The sequence below is a fragment of the Accumulibacter sp. genome, assembly GCF_023806565.1.
GTDB lineage: Bacteria > Pseudomonadota > Gammaproteobacteria > Burkholderiales > Rhodocyclaceae > Accumulibacter.
Map to the genome: position 1 here is coordinate 1 of NZ_JAMTDV010000039.1, position 16,269 is coordinate 16,269.

Genomic DNA, 16,269 nt, shown 5'->3' on the forward strand with positions numbered 1-16,269 from the left:
CCAAGGAAATCACCGGCAGCTATCAGCTCGGCTTCGTGATCTTTGCCGCCCTCGCGATCCTCGCTCTGGGCGGGCTGACCGGCGTCAAGACCCGCTGGCGCACGACCTGGGGCGCCGCCCATCTGACCGCCGCCAAGATCTGAACGAAACCAACCTTTGCGCAGTCGGGGCGGCACGGTATAGTAGCTTACACCTGCCGCCCCATTTCACGACGCTCCCGGCATGCCCCTCCGAGTCGACATCGGTCATTCCTCGCTCACCGGACCTCGCGAGCGCAACGAGGACTTCTGCGGCATGGTCACGCCGCAGGGAACCGAACTCGAGAACAAGGGCCTGATCGCCGCCGTCGCCGACGGCATCGGCGGTCACAAGGGCGGCCGCGAGGCTGCCGAATACACGGTGCGCGGTCTGCTTTCGGATTACTACGCGACGCCCGACACCTGGGGCGTGCCGCACGCGCTGGAGAAGGTCGTCGTTCCGCTCAACCGCTGGGTGATGGCCGAGGCGACGCGGCAGCCCGAACTGGCCGGCATGGCAACGACGCTGACGGTGCTGGTGCTGCGCGGCCGACGTTACGTCTGCGCTCACGTCGGCGACTCGCGCCTCTACCTGCTGCGTGACGGCGAGTGCCGGCGACTGACCACCGATCACGTCTGGGAGCACCCCGAACTCCGGAACGTCCTGTCACGTGCGGTCGGCCTTGATCGGCACTTCCATCTCGATTTCGTCGACGGCGAGCTGCGCGAAGGCGATTGCTTCCTGCTCTGTTCCGATGGCGTCTGGGGTGCGCTCGAACAAAGGCGGATCGCCGGCGTCCTGCTCGCGCATGCCGACGCGCAGCGGGCCGCGGCGTCGCTGACCAGCCTGGCGCTGGCCGCGGGCGGTCAGGACAACGCCAGCGCGGTAGTCGCGCGCATCCTGGAACTGCCCCCGGAAAACCTGCGCGACTCGCTCGAAGGTACGGCGCGCCTGCCGGTGCCGCCACGCTTCAGGCCGGGCCAGGAAATCGACGGGCTGCGCATCGAAGAAGTCTTGCACGACTCGCGCGCCACCTTGCTCTACCGCGTCACCGAGCAGACATCGGGCCAGCAGCTTGTGCTCAAGACGCTGCGCCCGGAGCTGTCCGACGACGTCGACGAGATCCGCGCGCTGATCATGGAGGAATGGCGCGCCCGGCGGATCGTCTCACCGTTCTTCGCACAACTCGTGCCGAGCGAGATGCGAAGCTGCCTTTACTACCTGCAGAGCTGGCACGATGGCGCGACCCTGCAGCGAATGCTCGACGCCGACATGCATTTCACCGTCGCCGACGCGGTCCAGCACGGCATTCGCCTGATGAAGGGACTGTCGGCGCTGCACCGCCTCGACATCGCGCACCGTGACATCAAACCGGCGAACATCCACGTCGGTCGTGACGGTCGCTTGCGCATTCTCGACCTCGGCGTCGCCGTCAGTCTGTCGGAAGACGAGGCCGGCAAGGGAAATCCCGGCACGCCGAGCTACATGGCGCCGGAACTTTTCACCGATGCGCGAGCAGGCACGGCGCACGACCTCTACGCGGCAGGGGTCACGCTCTACCACCTGCTGAGCCGCAAGTATCCGTACGGGGAGATCGAACCGTTCCAGCATCCGAAGTTCGGCGAACCGGTGGCACCAACGCGCTACCGGCCGGAGATCCCCGGCTGGCTGGAAAACGTCCTGCTCAAGGCGGTCGCCAAGGACCCGGCGCAGCGCTTCGAAACCGCCGAGGAGTTCCTGCTGGCGCTCGAACGCGGCGCCAATCGACCGGTGAGCCGCCCGCCGGTCACCCCGCTGGCGATGCGCAACCCGCTGCTCACCTGGCGCATCATTGCCGGCGTCTCGCTGCTCGCCAATCTGCTGTTGCTGATGCTGCTGACGCGCTGAGGGGGGATTCGATCGGGCGGCCGACTTGCCGAAACGCGTGCTTCGCTTTCCTCAATCTGCCGGCTGGCCAAGGGGTCACGCCTTCCTCGGCACGCGGAATGAAAAACTCCACATCCCGCCTTTCCGGCTTCCGGTCGCCGGAAGTCACGCTCCTGCTCAACTACCGGGGAGCTTCTGGCAAGGTCCCTGCCCTTCGCTCGGGCTCAGCGGCGTGAATGAAGACCGTGTAGGTGTCCGCCGGGCGGGGAGCCTCTGCCAAATCCAGCGTGCGTCCGATTGCACCTCGGTGATAGGTGCCGTGGTTGATCAGATGGTACAGAACCTCTTCGCGAGTGAGGGTGCCCCGTTGGCCATCCACGAAGCGAAAGTGGATCGACTCCGTACGCTGCTCAGGTTCGAGTGACTGCGCGTAGGTCCGCAGCCAGTCATCGGATTCCGAAAGCCTTCGGTCCAGTTCGTCCAGTTCGGGAACGCTGCCGGAGCCTGTCGCCGAATGTGGTTCCGTGTTCCCGAGAAGCCTGGCACGAAACAGCTCTTCAACCCGGACCATGTGATCAAGTTGCTGGCGGACGAAGGCCCATGCGGATGGGAAGCGATGCGTATCGATCTTCGCTACCGCGTCAAGCGTGCGTCGATCAGCCCAGTGCTTGTAGCGAAGCAGATCATCGAGCAGCATAGGGGGACCCTCGAAGAGACCTCTCCGGAAGACGAGAAAGCCTTGCGCGTCCCCCTCCGAAACCGGAGGACGAACGAGCCATGCATCCGGCAGTTCGCTGCATTGAATTCCTGCCACGCGGCAAGGCTCGGCAGACCCATTTCGTCGACAGGGCGCGAAGGAGCGCGATCGGCTGGAGGGTTGGCTGATATACCTACTTCGGGCCTGCGCGGACTCGCCGGCATTCCCCGCTTCGCCCCCGAGACGCCCGTTGCGCCGTTCCCGGCACACCGCGTGACCCAGTTGTTCGCAGGAAGTGCAGCGTAAACCACCGCATGGCCACTTGTCGAGGTCGCCGGAAGAGTTCGGCATTCCGGCGATTGGAGACGATTGCTTCCTGCTCGGCAAGGTTTCCCGAAGCGCAGCAACGACGTTGGCAACGCTGGCGCCTCTCGTACAAGGCAACAGCGCGTGGGTGCCGGCCTTGCGGTGGTAACGGGCCCCCGAGCGCCCAGTGTCAGAGGATTCGAGGGCATTGCTCACATAGGCACATTGAATGGAATTATGCGAGACGGGTTTCAAGATAGCGCCGATTGACGCGCTGCGGCCGGCACGCGAAATGTTGATCCCACAAGGTCCACAAGCGATCCAGGGGCATGTGAGGCAGTGCCGCGAGCGGCGCGGCGATCCGGGGAAGGGTCATCGTTGGACTCCAGGGGTAGAAGGCGTTCTATGAACGCGCTTGGGGGCCGGGAAGCCAAGGGAAACCGCGCTCTGTGTCGGGCCGGTTGGCATGCAGTCGCGCGATCGCCGTGGCAAGGATGGCGGTGGCTTCGCGGGTGCGCTCGCAGGGCGACAGCGGTTGAGGTAGATTAATTTTCACGGTCATCTATCGGCAGCGTACTCGCGAAGGATGGCGGAGGACCGCTTCCGGCCATAGCATTTGGATGGCAGCCAGTTAGGGAAGCGCTGATTTAATCGTCTCTGTGAGCAATGCCTTTGGTATAATGAAAGCCTTGCCGAGGAGGAGATGGTCGCGTGAAGCAGATCAGTTTTTCGGAAGCCGAGTTTGCCGGAAAGAAGCGAGTAACCAGACGCGAGCGCTTTCTTGCCGAGATGGAACGGGTGATCCCGTGGCAGGAGGTGCTGGCGGTGATCGAATCGCACTACCCGAAAGGGAAGCGCGGCCGGCCGCCGATCGGGCTGGAGCGCATGCTGCGGGTGTATCTGGTGCAACATTGGTACAGCCTGTCGGACGAAGGGGTGGAAGACGCGATCACCGACAGCCAGGCGTTGCGGGGGTTTGTCGGAATCGACCTGTCGCGGGAATCGGCACCGGATGCGACGACGCTGCTGCAGTTCCGGCATCTGCTGGAGGAGAAGGAACTGACGAAGGCCGTCTTCGCGGCGATCAACGCGCAACTGACGGCCCAGGGGCTGATGATGCGCGAAGGGACGATTGCCGACGCGACGATCCTTGCCGCACCGCCGTCGGTGAAGAACGAAGCGAAGTCCCGTGATCCCGAGATGCACCAGACGAAGAAAGGCAACCAGTGGCATTTCGGCATGAAGGCGCACATCGGCGTCGATGCCGAGAGCGGACTGGTGCATACGGTAGTCGGAACCGCGGCGAACGTCGCCGACGTGGCGCAGACGGCCGAAGTGCTGCACGGCGAAGAGAAGACCGTGTATCTGGATGCCGGCTACACCGGGGTCGAGAAGCGCGAAGACCTGAAAGACCGGGAGATCGATTGGCAGGTGGCGACGAAGCGCAGCAAGCTGAAGGCGATCCCTAAGGAGAGCCAGCTCGGTACGCTGCTGCGTCGCCTGGAATCGGTCAAGGCGAGCATCCGCTCGAAGGTCGAGCATCCCTTCCACATCGTGAAGAATCTCTTTGGCCACCGCAAGGTCCGCTACAAGGGGCTCCCGAAGAACACGGCCCAATTGCACATCCTCTTTGCGCTCGCGAACCTGGTCATCGCCAAGCAGCGGCTTCTGGCCCTGCACAACCAAGGTGCGTCCTGAGCACCGCGAAGCGCCCAAAGAAAGGAGCGGAAAGGCCGAAACCGGGCTTTGACGCCCGGCAAAGGCAACTCGAACGGCGCGACCCCTGACTCCGAGCCGTCGGGTGGCCAACCGGGAGTGGGCTTGGCACGCGTCGAGGTTCATTGATCAGCGGTTCCCTAGTATCTCCAAGTACCATTTGTCGAGCGAAATCGCACGATGAATCACGCACTCGTCCACTGACGGTGCGTTTTCTCCACTATACATCAACGGCTTGTCACGGAGAAAAACACGAATCGCGGCCCGCAAGACACGGAATCACACGTCAGGCGACGTCATTGACCAGAACAGGAGATCCACACCACAAGCTGACCGCCCTCGCGCTGCTACACCCCGGTTGGCGGAATTGGCTTGGCATGGGCCGGTCCGGTAGCGACGATTCTTGCACCTCTCATTGCATTGCCTCGGGTAGAAGATTTATGCAACGACTCATCAACGGTTTCTCTTGCGGGATTCCGGGCAGCCGGCCTGCATGATGGCGAGAACACGGCTATCGAGAAAAATGCACTTCCTCCGGGGAGTTTTCCCAGTCGACCGCCGTCCGAGGCGGCAAACCAACGCGATTGGCTCGCTGTCGCGCCCGGCCACCTTGACCTGACCGAGACCGCAGGCGCGGGCTAGGCGAGCCCGGCGCCGTCAATGAGCGGGCCGCCACCTCCCTATGGTCGTGCGGCTGGTTGCGTCACAACGGCAGGCTTGCCCGCCTGCCCGGGCTCGCAGTGAATCGAAGCGAGGGGCGACGTCGAGGCCCCTGACCGGAATCCATTCGCTCATCCCGCCTCGTGCCCTGCCCCGCCTATCTGGCAATCAACAGCAGAACGCTGCGCCCGCACAGCGAATAGTTCGTTCCTTCGCCGCCGATGAGTTCCTCGCTGCCGGGCGCGCGCACCTGGCTTGCGCCTTCGGCCCATGGGCAGGTGTCGGTGACGCGATACCACTTGCGGTTGGCCCCAGGCCACGGCAGCGAGAAATTGACGTCGCCGCTCCAGCCGTTGTAGGCCACGTAGATCGCCGCGGCGCTGTCGCCGAATTCGCTGCCGTCGATTCGCCAGGCGATGGCGTGATTGTTCGCATCGTCGAAGTAAGCGCCATCGACAATCGCGCCATCAGGCTTGAACCAGCGCAATTGCTCCATCACGTTGCCGTTGTTGTCGACTGACGAATAGAATGTCGCCGGGCGCAACGCCGGGTGCGCAGCGCGAAAAGCGACCATCGCCTTCGTGAAGACCTGGAAGTTGCCCTGCTCGGGGCTCAGATTCCAGTTCAGCCAGTTGGCGGTCGAATCGAGGTTGTAGGGGTTGTTGTTGCAGCGCAAGCTGCGCAGCGCCTCGTCGCCGCCGCCGATCATCGGCACGCCGGCGGACAACATCAGGAGGGCGATGCCATTGCGCGCCGCCTTGCGCTGCGCAGCGGCGTCGCCGCCCTGGTCCCAACTGTTGTTGTGGTCCTCGCCGCCGTCGGACGGGCCGTATGGCCACGGCTGGCCGTTGTTCTTCCCGTTGCAGGTGTACAGATCGTGCAGCGTGAAGCCGTCATGCGCGATGAGGAAGTTGACCGAATTCCACGGCTGGCGGCCGTTGTTCTGGAAGAGGTCTGCCGATCCGGCAAAGCGTGTCGCGAGCTCGCCGGTGGTGATCGCCGCGACACCGAGCTGGTTCTGGCTGCGACGAACGGTATCGCGATAGCGGCCGTTCCACTCCGACCAGCCGCTCGGGAAGCCACCGACCTGGTAGGAATTGCCGCCGATCGCCCAGGGTTCGGCGATCAGATCGATGCCGGCGCCACCGCTCGCCGGACGTGGTGGCAGTTCGCGGACGATGCGGTTGAGAGCCGTGCCCGGGTCCATCTTGTCGTAGTTGAAACAACCTTCCTCGCAGGTGTTGCCGAGTACCGGCGCGAGATCGAAGCGAAAACCGTCGACACCCAGCGTGTCGCGCCAGTAGGCGAGCGAATCGATGATCAGGTTCTGCGCGATCGGATTGTGCGTGTTGTAATTGCCGCCGACGCCGGTATTGTCCCAGGTCGATTGCCTGTCGCTGGTCAGCGTGTAATAGGTGGGGTTGTCCAGCCCGCGAAAGCTCAGCACGTTGTACGTCCTCGTGTCGTCGGACTTCCACGCACCTCCCTCGCCGGTATGGTTGTAGACGACGTCGATCAGTACCTTGATTCCCTGATCGTGGAACGCCTTGACCATCGCCTTGAATTCGCGTGTCGGTCCGCCGGGGCTGCGATCCGCGGCGTAGCGGCGATCCGGGGCAAAGTAGTTGAGCGTCGCGTAGCCCCAATAGTTCGCACCTTCCGTACTCGGGGGTTGCGTCGCGTCGTTGGTATCGTTCTGTGTTTCCTGCACCGGCAGGAACTCCACTGCGCTGATCCCCAGGCCCTTCAGATACGGTGCTTTCAGCGCGGCGCCCCGATAGGTGCCGCGATACGCCGCGGGAATGGCAGGATCGTTCATCGTGAGGCCACGCACATGCACTTCATAGATGACTTCGTCCTTGAACGCGCGCGTCGGCTTGCTGCCGATCGACTGCTTGTCGCCACCGAGGACGATTCCGCGCGGAGCGACGAAGCCGCTGTCGAGGTTGCGATAATCCGGTCCCGACGCATACGGTACCCCGCTCGGATCGGTCGGCGTCAGCGGGTCGTGGCTCAATTCAAGCGCGTACGGGTCGGCGAGCAGCTTGTTCGGATTGAAGCGGTTGCCCTGCGCGTCGACATCGCTGACAAAACCCAGGCTGGAACCCTTGCTCCAGCCGGCGTCCCAGGTCCAGTTCGGACCCCAGGCGCGGTAGCCGTAGTAGACCGGGCCGGTAATGCCGGCGCGCCTCAGCGTCGCCCGCGAGACGACCGTCGACCAGACGTCGCCGCTGCCGCGCGTGAGCGGAATCCGCGCCACTTCCGGCGTTGCACTGCCCGTGGCATACAGCCATAGTTCGATCCGCGTGGCGCGCGAGGAATAGACCTTGAAGGCGATCGCGCTGTGGTTGGCGTTGTAGGTGGCGCCGAGTTGCGACGCATTGATCGCGGCGTTGCCCGGAAAGCTTGCAAAGGCGCCGCAGGCCAGCGCGAGGCCAAGCGATTGACGAAAAAAATGCATGGTTGGATCTCCTTGATCGTTGTCTTGACGGTCAGCACGCGAAATGGCCATCGGCGCGCACTTGCGCCTCTGACGCGCAGGTCGAGAATTCGCGGTTGCCGCTGCCGGTTGCCTGATCCCACTCCCCGGCGGCGCGGGGGCCGTCCCACTTCACATACTTCTATCGAGATTGACGTAGTTTAACGGCTGATACACGCCCCAGCAGCTGTTGACCTGCTTTGTCGCGCCCGGCGGCCAAATCTGGACCGTGCCAAGACCTTGCGGCCCGAGCCACTCGGTGCATTCGGTGGCGATGTCGTTCCAGCTCCACTGGAACATCTGCAACGAGGTGTCGGGCGCGTTGACTCGGGCGGCCTGGGTGGTGCCGGCGATAGCCAGCAGAGCTGACCGCAGCGGGCTTGAATGCCCGATCTGCTCTCGCGGTCCACGGATCGCTTGTATCTCGGCCTGCTCGCCACGATTTCTTCGGAAGCTCTCAGGCCGCCACGCCATTGGCGAGCAGCGTTGCCGCGTCCGCTTCGACCAACTCGATGCCGAGTCGCTGGCAGAATCTTCGCTCCTTGTCGTTCGCCCCGGCGATCAATGCCCAGCCGGCCGGATCGGCCGCCGCATCGTGGATCAGGTTGCTGAGGATCATCCGTTCGGTATCGCGGTCGAGGCGCATGCCGAGCAGCAGATAGCGCTTGCCGCGCCGGCGCGCCTTGAAAAAGGCGGGAAGCGCGAAGCCGCCCATCAGCTCGGTGATGTAGTCGACATAGTCGGCGTCGGAGGCGACGTAGCTGGCCACCGGCCGCGCCGTGCCCATCGGCTTGAGCAGCACCGGCAGCGTCGGGTCGGCTGACTCCGGAGGAATCTCCCGGTAACCGTCACCGGCGGAGTGGTACAGCCGGAAGCGGTGATCGGAGCCGCCGATCCGCGCACAGCCAACGATCAGCAGGTGAGGAATCGCGGCATACGAGTCGAGCAGCTGCGTGTCGCGGTTGATGTCGATCACGCAGGGCGGGCAGAGGCGCGCCAGCCAGTCGTGCAGCGCGGCCCGCGTCCACTGGCTGGCGCCGTAGGTGGCATCGAGGAAGCGCGTGACCGCTCCCCTGCCGCGCTTGAGTTCGACGTTCATCGCCGCCCGCGGAAATTCGTACATCAGCTTCGGCGCCATCGGCCGTCCGCCGTTCATCGCCAGGATCAGTTGCTCGCTCGTCGCGGGAATTCTCCGGCCGTCGGCCAGCGAGGTCACATCGGCCAGAACGCCGGGGCCGAGATAGGGAACGATGCTGCCGTCGGCAAGGCCGGATGGCCAAGCAGCAAGCAAGTCGGTGCGGGGAATTGTCGGCATTGTGCGGATTCCGCATGGGTTTGTCCTACCCGAGCAAAACTCGTGCCGACCTCGCCAGCCAGTCGTCAAGGTCTGGCCGGCGCCTGCGTCAATCCGGATGTCGGGTTCGCGACAAAGCAGTCCGATGCTGGCGACAGCGGATCGAGCCGATGCCATGCCGCGTCACGCCGGTTGGCGTGGAGACTGCCCTCAGCCCGGACTTCAAGGGACAGTCGGGACGCGGTGTAACGACCGCGGAAGGCAGCGGGCCGCCACCGGCGCCGGCATGGGCGCAGGATTGCTGCTGGTCTGGCGCGTTGCCGCGATCACGGTCGTCCGGGCAACAGCCGTTGTCGGCACGCCGGAGCAGCCGCACGGGCCAGTCCCGGCTGGGCGGACATTCCGGGAAGCCGCTGAGCGGTCTTACAGTCTCCGGTAGAAATCCTGCTGGACAACCGCGATACGCCTCCGGCAATTGTCCGCCTGCGTCTGGTACAGTTCCACTCCGGATCGTGTTGAACGTTTCCCGGCGCCGCACCCCGCGACCCCGCGGCGCGAAGTCATGGCCGCAGCGGCGGGACGCGATGGAACGGGCACGCAATCCATACCGTGATCGCCATCGACGCCTGCGTCGGAGACGCGACCACGACCGAATCCACGTCTGTCACCGAATAGCACGATGAGGCCCATGCGGACATGCGAAACATCGTGACAAGACTCCGCAGCAAGATGCTGTTCATCTTTTATGAGCTGGTGTTCGGCCTGTTCACGCCGGCAAAGGTCTCCTGCGTCAATTTCGGCTATGCCCCGGCCACAACCGGGCTCGCCGATCTCTACCCGCACCCCGAAGAGGGCTGCCAGTACGAGCTCTATTGGCAGACCTACGCTCAACTTGCGCGCCCGCTCGAAGACCACGAGATCCTGTGTGAAATTTCCTGCGGACGGGGTGGTGGATTGGCCTTTCTCCGCGGCCTCACGCGCGCCCGGCTGATCGGCCTGGAACGCTCATTCTTCGCGCGCCGCACCGCGCGCAAGCGCTTCGGCCTCGACGTGCGTTACGCTCAAGCCCCGAGCCTGCCCCTGGCCGACCAGAGCGTCGACGTCTTCCTGTGCATCGACTCGGCACACATTTTCCATACCCCGCAGTTCGTCCGGGAACTACACCGGTGCCTGAAGCCGGAAGGGCTGGTACTGCTCGCCGACCAGAATGACGGCTCCGACGGATATGTTCGTCAATTCCTGGAAAGACGCTACGCCAGGGCCGGCTTCCGCCTCGAACGCTGGCGAGACATTCGTCCCAACGTGCTGCGGGCGCTCCATTGCGAACAGCCGCGCAAGCAGCAAATCCTAAGCGCACTTCCGAACATTCCCGTACTGAGGGCAAAAGCCGCGGCCTTCATGAGCATGGAGGGGAGCAGGAAATACCGCGAACTGGAGCAGGGCCAACGCACCTGCTTCATCATGCAAGCTCGTAAACTTTGATGAACTGGCCACCAGAGACACTGGGAGCAGTGCAACGGGCACCACGCCAGCCGGCCGCGGGACGCCGGAACACCCGAGTTCGACAGAAAGACGTGTAAGTCATTGTTCATGAGCAATTCACCCATGCGAAATTGGCACTACACGCGTCTGCTTGTAGGCTCAGGCAAGGCGAGGGTCTCGAACAGCTCCTTGTGGTTGGGGGTGACGACGGACAAGCCGGACGCTGGCTGGCGTTGATGCAGCGTCACTTGGTGATACTGGATGCGGCGGGCGATCTCGATCTCAGCCTTGAGAACCCGGAAACCACGCTCGATGTTGGCCAGCGCCTAAAGCATGGTATGAAAATATGCGATATCACCTTGATGCCCGATCTGTTTTCGCGGTCCTTGGATCGCGTCCCCGGCCCCTTGGCGTCCAGCAAGCAGGTCGCCGTTCGCCTCTGGTGCCCGACTCGACCGCGGCTGAGCCTGCACCCGTGACGCCGATTCACTCCGGCCACTCAACAATCGTGGCAACCGGCTCCGGCCTGCGCTAAGATCATGGGCTGAAGTGGCACCCTCCTGCGGGCGATCATCGTCTCGACCAGTTGATCTTGCCGAACCGGCGCGACGGCTGCCCGATCCCCCGAAGCGCAACTGCCTGCGGCGTCGATCTGCACCAAAGACCAACAAGATTCATTCGCGAAATCATACAGAAACATGCTCTCGAAATTCGCCAACCAGAAAATCTGGGTGCGCCTGCTCGTCTCGATCGGCGCAATGACGATCGCCTCGTGGACGATCATGATCGTCTGGATGGGTCACCTGAGCGAGAAGACGGCCATCGGGCAGGCGCAGGAATTCGCGCGCAGCGCGCACGACATGGTGCTCGCCGGGCTTACCGGAATGATGGTGACGGGTACGATCCAGCAACGAGAGGTGTTCATCGACCAGATCAGGCAGTTGCCCAGCATTCGCGACGTCAGGGTGTTGCGCGGCGAGGCGGTGATCCAGCAGTTTGGTTCCGGCTCCGAGGATGAAAGGAAACACGATTCCGCGGAGTCGCAGGTGCTCGCCACAGGAAAGGAATATTCCATCGTCGAAACCGCGGCGACTGGCGAAGAGGAGCTTCGCGTGATTCGGCCGGCGCTGGCGCAGGAAGACTATCTCGGCAAGAACTGCATGATGTGCCATGCCGTACCGCAGGGCACCGTCCTCGGCGCGGTGAGCATGAAGCTTGCGCTCACATCGACCCAGGAAGCCGTCGCACGACAACGCATGCAGACGATTGCAGCAGCGGCCTTGCTGACCCTGCCGATGTTGTTCGTGATCTTCCTGTTCATCCGCAAGGTGGTCACACGGCCGCTCGCGCACGGGATGGATGTGGCGCATGCCGTGGCCGGCGGCAAGCTCGACAACGAGATCGAAGTGGTCTCGGGCGACGAAGTCGGCGATCTGCTGAAGACGATGAAGCTGATGCAGGAGCGTTTGAATGTCGTCCTGCACGAAGTCGAGAGCTGCGGATTGAGCATGGGCCAATCGTCCTATCAGATTTCGGCGATTTCGAATGAAATCGCGAAGGTGAGCAAGCAGCAGGAGAGCCGCTCCGGCGAGGTGAGTGGAGCGATGTCCCAGCTCGACGAAATCTCCCGGCAGGCGCTTGCGCAGGCAATTGCCGCCGTCGAGCGCTCGAACAACGTCGAAGGCCTGGCGCGCGCCGGGATCACCAGCGTGGAAAGCAACGTGGAAGCGATGAAGACGACCTCGGCCAGGGTCGAGCAGGTCTCGGACGAGATTCGCGATCTGCAGCAGTCGGCACGAGAGATCGACGATATTGCCAAGGCAATCAAGGAAATCGCGGGACAGACCAATCTGCTGGCGTTGAACGCGGCGATCGAGGCCGCCCGCGCCGGCGAACAGGGACGTGGCTTCGCGGTCGTTGCCGACGAGGTGCGCAAGCTTGCGGAGCGCACCACCAAGTCTGCCGAACGCGTCGGAGCGATCGTCGGGCAATTGTCCGGCAAGGTGGAGCAGGTCGTCTCGACCATGGCTACCCTGATCGACTCGGTCAGCGAGACGCGCGAGGAATCCCGGCGCATGGCGGAAACCATGGAGCACATATCGAATGACGTCGCACAGACGGTACGAGCGAATGAAAGCATTTCCGCAGCGAGCACACGACAGCTCGATCGCTTCAGGCTGCTGCAGCAGACGCTCGATTCGCTGTTCCAGACATTGCGCGAATCGAGCAACAAGCTCAAGGTCACTGCGGCGATTAGCGACGACCTGACCGCAGTCGCCGCCCGTCTCAACGCTATCATGGCCAATTTCTCCTTCACCCATAGCCCGGACATCGACAAGGCGGAGAACGAAAATCGTCGAGCACCACGGCTGCAAGGCAACCTGCGGGTGCTCGTCGAGCAGGGAAAGGACACATTCGAGGGGATCACGCGCGACGTTTCACTCGTCGGCGCTCGGTTGCGGCTGGCACGGCCAATCGTTTCCGATCGTCCAATGACTGTGTCGATCTATCTCCCGGCGGAGGAGATGGCTGCATACTCCGGGCAGGTTCCGCTCAAGGTGCGTGCGCGTCTGGCCTGGAGTCATGGCAAGAGCGGCGAAGATTACGTCTGCGGGGTCGAATTTCTCGAGCTCGGCGAGCAACAGCGGGCGGCCTTGGTACGCTGTTTCGAATACTTCGGCAAGAACCCCACGTTCAGTGAATGAGACACGGGCAGCACACCAAGTCGCCCGCTGTCTACGCGCTACGCATCTTCCACCAGCAGCAGCCGCACGAGTGGCGTAAGCGACGTCGCCTTGTGGCCCGACTGTGGCCCCCCCAGAATGAACAGGCCGGAGCCCGCGGGATAGCGCACACACCGTCCTCGGTAATCGACTTCCAGCGTACCTTCCAGGACGTAACCAATGTGGCCCTTTTCGCACCAATGCGGTTCGACGAACCCTTCGGTGAATTCAAGGAGCCGAATCTGTTTGCCGCCTTCTCGATGGACCTTGAAGCGTGCCCCCGGGACCGTGGATTCCCACGGCAATGCGTCGAAGTCGATTCGATCCTGTGACATGGTCTAGCGGGCAGGTGCTCGACATCGCCCACAAAGCGGTCGAACAGGTCTGCGAAGCCAGCAATAGCGGGGCCGGGCCATCGGCGTGTCAGGCGTCACTTTCCCTGGCTGCCAGCAGCACTATCGGTCTGTCCTGGCAAATGGGACTGTTTCTCGGTGGTTCCGAGGATTGACATATGGCGCCGCAGGAGAATTTCACTGAGCTTTTCGTAGTATTGCCGTGGATTTTCGCCACGCTTGCCGAGAAACTCGTAACCGAGATGTTCAATATCGGCCGCCGCCGCTCGATTCGCCTGCCACTTGCGCTGGAAATCGCCACCTGTCGAAACCGTTATCATGATCGCTGCAGCTACCGTGAAGAGCGCCGCAATGTCTTTCTTTATCTTCTCGTCAGCGATCAGGGACTCCAGCTTCAGTACCAGCCCCGAGAGGGCGCCGAGAACTGCAGCCGCCCAGGCGAATCCCCAGTATAGGCCGCTCCAGAGCGCGGCGATCTGCCGTGTCTCTGTATAGTTGCCAAGAATCGCTTTCGCCGCCATGGCCTTTTCCGGGTCCTTGCTCTCGATTACCTGTTCCAGAGCAACGGTCAGCGTTTCGCCACGCAAATGCTCCTTCGTGCCGCTGAAATATTCGATCGCCACAGCCGCCAGGACGATCGCCGAGAGGAAAATGATGGCGTATCTTTGCATCGTACTCGGCCTCGCTCTTGACCCCTGATCGGGATCTGGAGGAGCCTCATGGCTCCCCCAGCCCGCCACGGTGCGCACGGATCACCTACACGACGCTTCGGCAGGTTCATCGACGTTCACCAACGACTAGCGTGCACCGGTCACGCCGAAATCTCCGGAGCCGGGTGCTGGTGCCTCCGCGGCACAAAAATCTCCCTGAAAGGAAGCAGTACGACGGCGGCAGTTCTCGAAATTGTAATCGTGCCGGGAGCAGGGTCAAGTCGCCGGCACGCCTGGCAGGTAGAACACGGAGGAATGCTGCCGGTCGAAATGCTCGTGCACAACCGGCGCCAACGACTGCAGCCAGGCGCATTCGCGTGCGGCGGGCAGGTCTTCGTCATTGACGATGACGTAGGTCGGTGTCGCCGCCAGCGAGTCGAAATCGGCGCAGCCATCGAAAAACTTCGGCTGCAGATCGTAGTCGAGATTCACCAGGTATTTGATCGCGGTGGCGTCCCTGCCGACACGAAAAAATACGACCTCTCCCGGTTGCCGCTGGCGCAGCGCTTCCACCTGCCTGACAAAGGCGCTGGTATCGTGCAGTTGCAGCCTGGCCGGCTCGACGACCAGCAGGTTGAGCAAGAACACGGTGGCCACGGCACCCAGCAGTTCCCCCGTCAATGCAGTATCCGCAGAGCCTCGCCAGCGCAGGCAGAGCATCGTTCCCTGAAGGACGACCAGCAGGGTCGCCATCGGCAGGAATGGCACCTGCATCGCTACCGCCAGTGTCCTGGTGTGGTGAAAGGACTCCCACAGGCCGATCAGGGCAACCGTCGGCAGAAGCAGCAGCAGCCCTTCCAGTGCCTTACGCAGGAACACCAGGACGCGCTGCCTCTGCGGATCGATCCCCGCATGCAGCGGATACGCAGCCAGCGCCGCAATCGCCGGGACGATCGGCAACAGATAGCGCACTTTCCTCGCGTCGGGCACCGACAGACCAGCGATGACGATCAGCGTCCACCCGATCAGATACCGCAGGAACGATGCGGCATCGTCCTCTGGTAGCCGACTTCGCCCGAGCATGCGGGACACTGCCAGCAGAAACACCACCAGCACGGCAAGCGGATAACTCAGCGCGTAGTTGCCAAGACTGCTGGTGAAGTAGTACCAGCGCCCGGTGTTCTCCCCCTGCGTCATTCTACCTGCCATCTGCATGTCGATCACCTCCCTGCGAAAATCGGCGCCATGGAAATAGGCGGCCAATTCCAGCAGGCCGAACCAGCAGACGAGCAGGAGTGCCGCCGAGGCAAGCGCAAAGCGCAGCAGGTTTTTCCACTCTGCCGACAGGAAGTAGTAGCTGCAAACCACGCCCGCCGGAATCACCAGACCCAACGGTCCGCGAATCGCAAACCCGACGGCCAACAGGAGCAACAGCATCGTCAGCGGGAAGCGCCGCGAGTGATCTTGGCCGGTATGGGCCACATAAAAGCCAAGCAGGGTGACGGTGGCCACCATCTGGTCCAGCGAAATCGCGCGCGCCTCCGCCAGGAAGCTCACGGTCAGCAACTCGAAACAGACCGTCGACAAGGCCCAGCGCCGCGAGAACCGTGCCAGCAGGCGGTAGGTAATCGTCAGATTCAGCGCCGACGCCAGTGCCGTCGGCAAGACCGCAGACAGCTTCGTCACGCCGCCGGAGAGCAGGGAAAAGCACCAGATCAGGAAGGTGGAGGTCGCCGGATAGTCGGGATAGGGAGCACCATAGGTCGTGGGGAAGAAGGTCGGCCCGTGCCGCCACATCTCGTGCGCAAACAGGGCGAACCGTGAATCGAAATCGACGAAGGGCTGCCCCCGCAGACCCACGGTAAACAGGAACAAGGCGGCCAGGCCGATGTAAAGCGACTCTTTCCGGACGTCGACGCCCGTACGGGAGATTTGCATTCGTAATTCCATGGTCCTGAATTCGGCTTCGTTTCACGAGTTGAGTGAACGGTCGCTGCGCACGTAAATGAGGGTGTCTTCGGCGCT

The 16,269-nt window shown here is 63.0% G+C and carries 12 protein-coding genes and 1 pseudogene; 6 read left to right on the plus strand and 7 right to left on the minus strand.

The window, feature by feature from the left end:
• Positions 1 to 143, plus strand: a pseudogene (locus NFV80_RS04610) (MFS transporter); the annotation flags it as partial.
• 79 nt (positions 144 to 222) lie between these two features.
• Positions 223 to 1,905, plus strand: coding sequence for a bifunctional protein-serine/threonine kinase/phosphatase (locus NFV80_RS04615; RefSeq protein WP_296757997.1), 1,683 nt, complete (start codon positions 223 to 225; stop codon positions 1,903 to 1,905).
• Positions 1,906 to 2,065: 160 nt separating this feature from the next.
• Here the strand turns inward: NFV80_RS04615 and NFV80_RS04620 are convergent, their stop codons facing one another.
• Positions 2,066 to 2,581, minus strand: a complete 516-nt coding sequence (locus tag NFV80_RS04620; RefSeq protein ID WP_295328166.1) for a DinB family protein — start codon at positions 2,579 to 2,581, stop codon at positions 2,066 to 2,068.
• Positions 2,582 to 3,598: 1,017 nt separating this feature from the next.
• Between NFV80_RS04620 and NFV80_RS04625 the strand changes: the two genes are divergently transcribed.
• A complete protein-coding gene (locus NFV80_RS04625) occupies positions 3,599 to 4,585 on the plus strand; it encodes an IS5 family transposase (protein WP_296757998.1) in 987 nt (328 codons plus the stop codon).
• An 835-nt stretch (positions 4,586 to 5,420) separates the two neighbouring features.
• Here the strand turns inward: NFV80_RS04625 and NFV80_RS04630 are convergent.
• The 3 genes from NFV80_RS04630 to NFV80_RS04640 form a co-directional block, all read right to left on the minus strand.
• A complete protein-coding gene (locus NFV80_RS04630; RefSeq protein WP_296758000.1) occupies positions 5,421 to 7,724 on the minus strand; it encodes an isoamylase in 2,304 nt (767 codons plus the stop codon).
• 150 nt (positions 7,725 to 7,874) lie between these two features.
• Positions 7,875 to 8,216: a hypothetical protein gene (locus NFV80_RS04635; RefSeq protein WP_295327549.1), complete on the minus strand. Its 342-nt coding sequence runs from the start codon at positions 8,214 to 8,216 to the stop codon at positions 7,875 to 7,877.
• Complete coding sequence (locus NFV80_RS04640; RefSeq protein ID WP_295327551.1) at positions 8,200 to 9,057, minus strand: SIR2 family protein; 858 nt, start codon at positions 9,055 to 9,057, stop codon at positions 8,200 to 8,202. The genes NFV80_RS04635 and NFV80_RS04640 overlap by 17 nt, the downstream gene beginning before the upstream one ends.
• Before the next feature lie 708 nt (positions 9,058 to 9,765).
• On the opposite strand from NFV80_RS04640, the gene NFV80_RS04645 reads away from it, so the two are divergent.
• The 3 genes from NFV80_RS04645 (at position 9,766) to NFV80_RS04655 (ending at position 13,223) form a co-directional block, all read left to right on the plus strand.
• Positions 9,766 to 10,518 carry a class I SAM-dependent methyltransferase gene (locus NFV80_RS04645; protein WP_295327553.1) on the plus strand — a complete coding sequence of 251 codons (753 nt, stop codon included), beginning with the start codon at positions 9,766 to 9,768 and terminating at the stop codon, positions 10,516 to 10,518.
• Between the two features lie 248 nt (positions 10,519 to 10,766).
• Complete coding sequence (locus tag NFV80_RS04650) at positions 10,767 to 10,997, plus strand: hypothetical protein (protein WP_295327555.1); 231 nt, start codon at positions 10,767 to 10,769, stop codon at positions 10,995 to 10,997.
• A 219-nt stretch (positions 10,998 to 11,216) separates the two neighbouring features.
• The gene (locus NFV80_RS04655) at positions 11,217 to 13,223 is read left to right on the plus strand and encodes a methyl-accepting chemotaxis protein (protein ID WP_295327557.1); all 2,007 of its coding nucleotides are present in this window, start codon (positions 11,217 to 11,219) and stop codon (positions 13,221 to 13,223) included.
• A 38-nt stretch (positions 13,224 to 13,261) separates the two neighbouring features.
• On the opposite strand, the gene NFV80_RS04660 is transcribed toward NFV80_RS04655, so the two are convergent.
• From NFV80_RS04660 to NFV80_RS04670, 3 genes are all read right to left on the minus strand, one after another.
• Positions 13,262 to 13,576: a phosrestin gene (locus NFV80_RS04660; RefSeq protein ID WP_296758002.1), complete on the minus strand. Its 315-nt coding sequence runs from the start codon at positions 13,574 to 13,576 to the stop codon at positions 13,262 to 13,264.
• A 95-nt stretch (positions 13,577 to 13,671) separates the two neighbouring features.
• Positions 13,672 to 14,217 (minus strand): DUF4231 domain-containing protein, encoded by a 546-nt coding sequence (locus NFV80_RS04665; protein ID WP_295327559.1) that lies wholly within the window; start codon positions 14,215 to 14,217, stop codon positions 13,672 to 13,674.
• Positions 14,218 to 14,520: 303 nt separating this feature from the next.
• Positions 14,521 to 16,182 (minus strand): phospholipid carrier-dependent glycosyltransferase, encoded by a 1,662-nt coding sequence (locus NFV80_RS04670; protein WP_295327560.1) that lies wholly within the window; start codon positions 16,180 to 16,182, stop codon positions 14,521 to 14,523.
• Between the last annotated feature and the right edge of the window lie 87 nt (positions 16,183 to 16,269).

Bases quoted from the DNA above. Each gene is read 5' to 3' on its own strand.
- NFV80_RS04635 (WP_295327549.1), bottom strand. From the start codon at position 8,216: ATGGCGTGGCGGCCTGAGAGCTTCCGAAGAAATCGTGGCGAGCAGGCC.
- NFV80_RS04645 (WP_295327553.1), top strand. From the start codon at position 9,766: ATGCTGTTCATCTTTTATGAGCTGGTGTTCGGCCTGTTCACGCCGGCA.
- NFV80_RS04630 (WP_296758000.1), bottom strand. From the start codon at position 7,724: ATGCATTTTTTTCGTCAATCGCTTGGCCTCGCGCTGGCCTGCGGCGCC.
- NFV80_RS04615 (WP_296757997.1), top strand. From the start codon at position 223: ATGCCCCTCCGAGTCGACATCGGTCATTCCTCGCTCACCGGACCTCGC.
- NFV80_RS04670 (WP_295327560.1), bottom strand. From the start codon at position 16,182: ATGCAAATCTCCCGTACGGGCGTCGACGTCCGGAAAGAGTCGCTTTAC.
- NFV80_RS04620 (WP_295328166.1), bottom strand. From the start codon at position 2,581: ATGCTGCTCGATGATCTGCTTCGCTACAAGCACTGGGCTGATCGACGC.
- NFV80_RS04640 (WP_295327551.1), bottom strand. From the start codon at position 9,057: ATGCCGACAATTCCCCGCACCGACTTGCTTGCTGCTTGGCCATCCGGC.
- NFV80_RS04655 (WP_295327557.1), top strand. From the start codon at position 11,217: ATGCTCTCGAAATTCGCCAACCAGAAAATCTGGGTGCGCCTGCTCGTC.
- NFV80_RS04660 (WP_296758002.1), bottom strand. From the start codon at position 13,576: ATGTCACAGGATCGAATCGACTTCGACGCATTGCCGTGGGAATCCACG.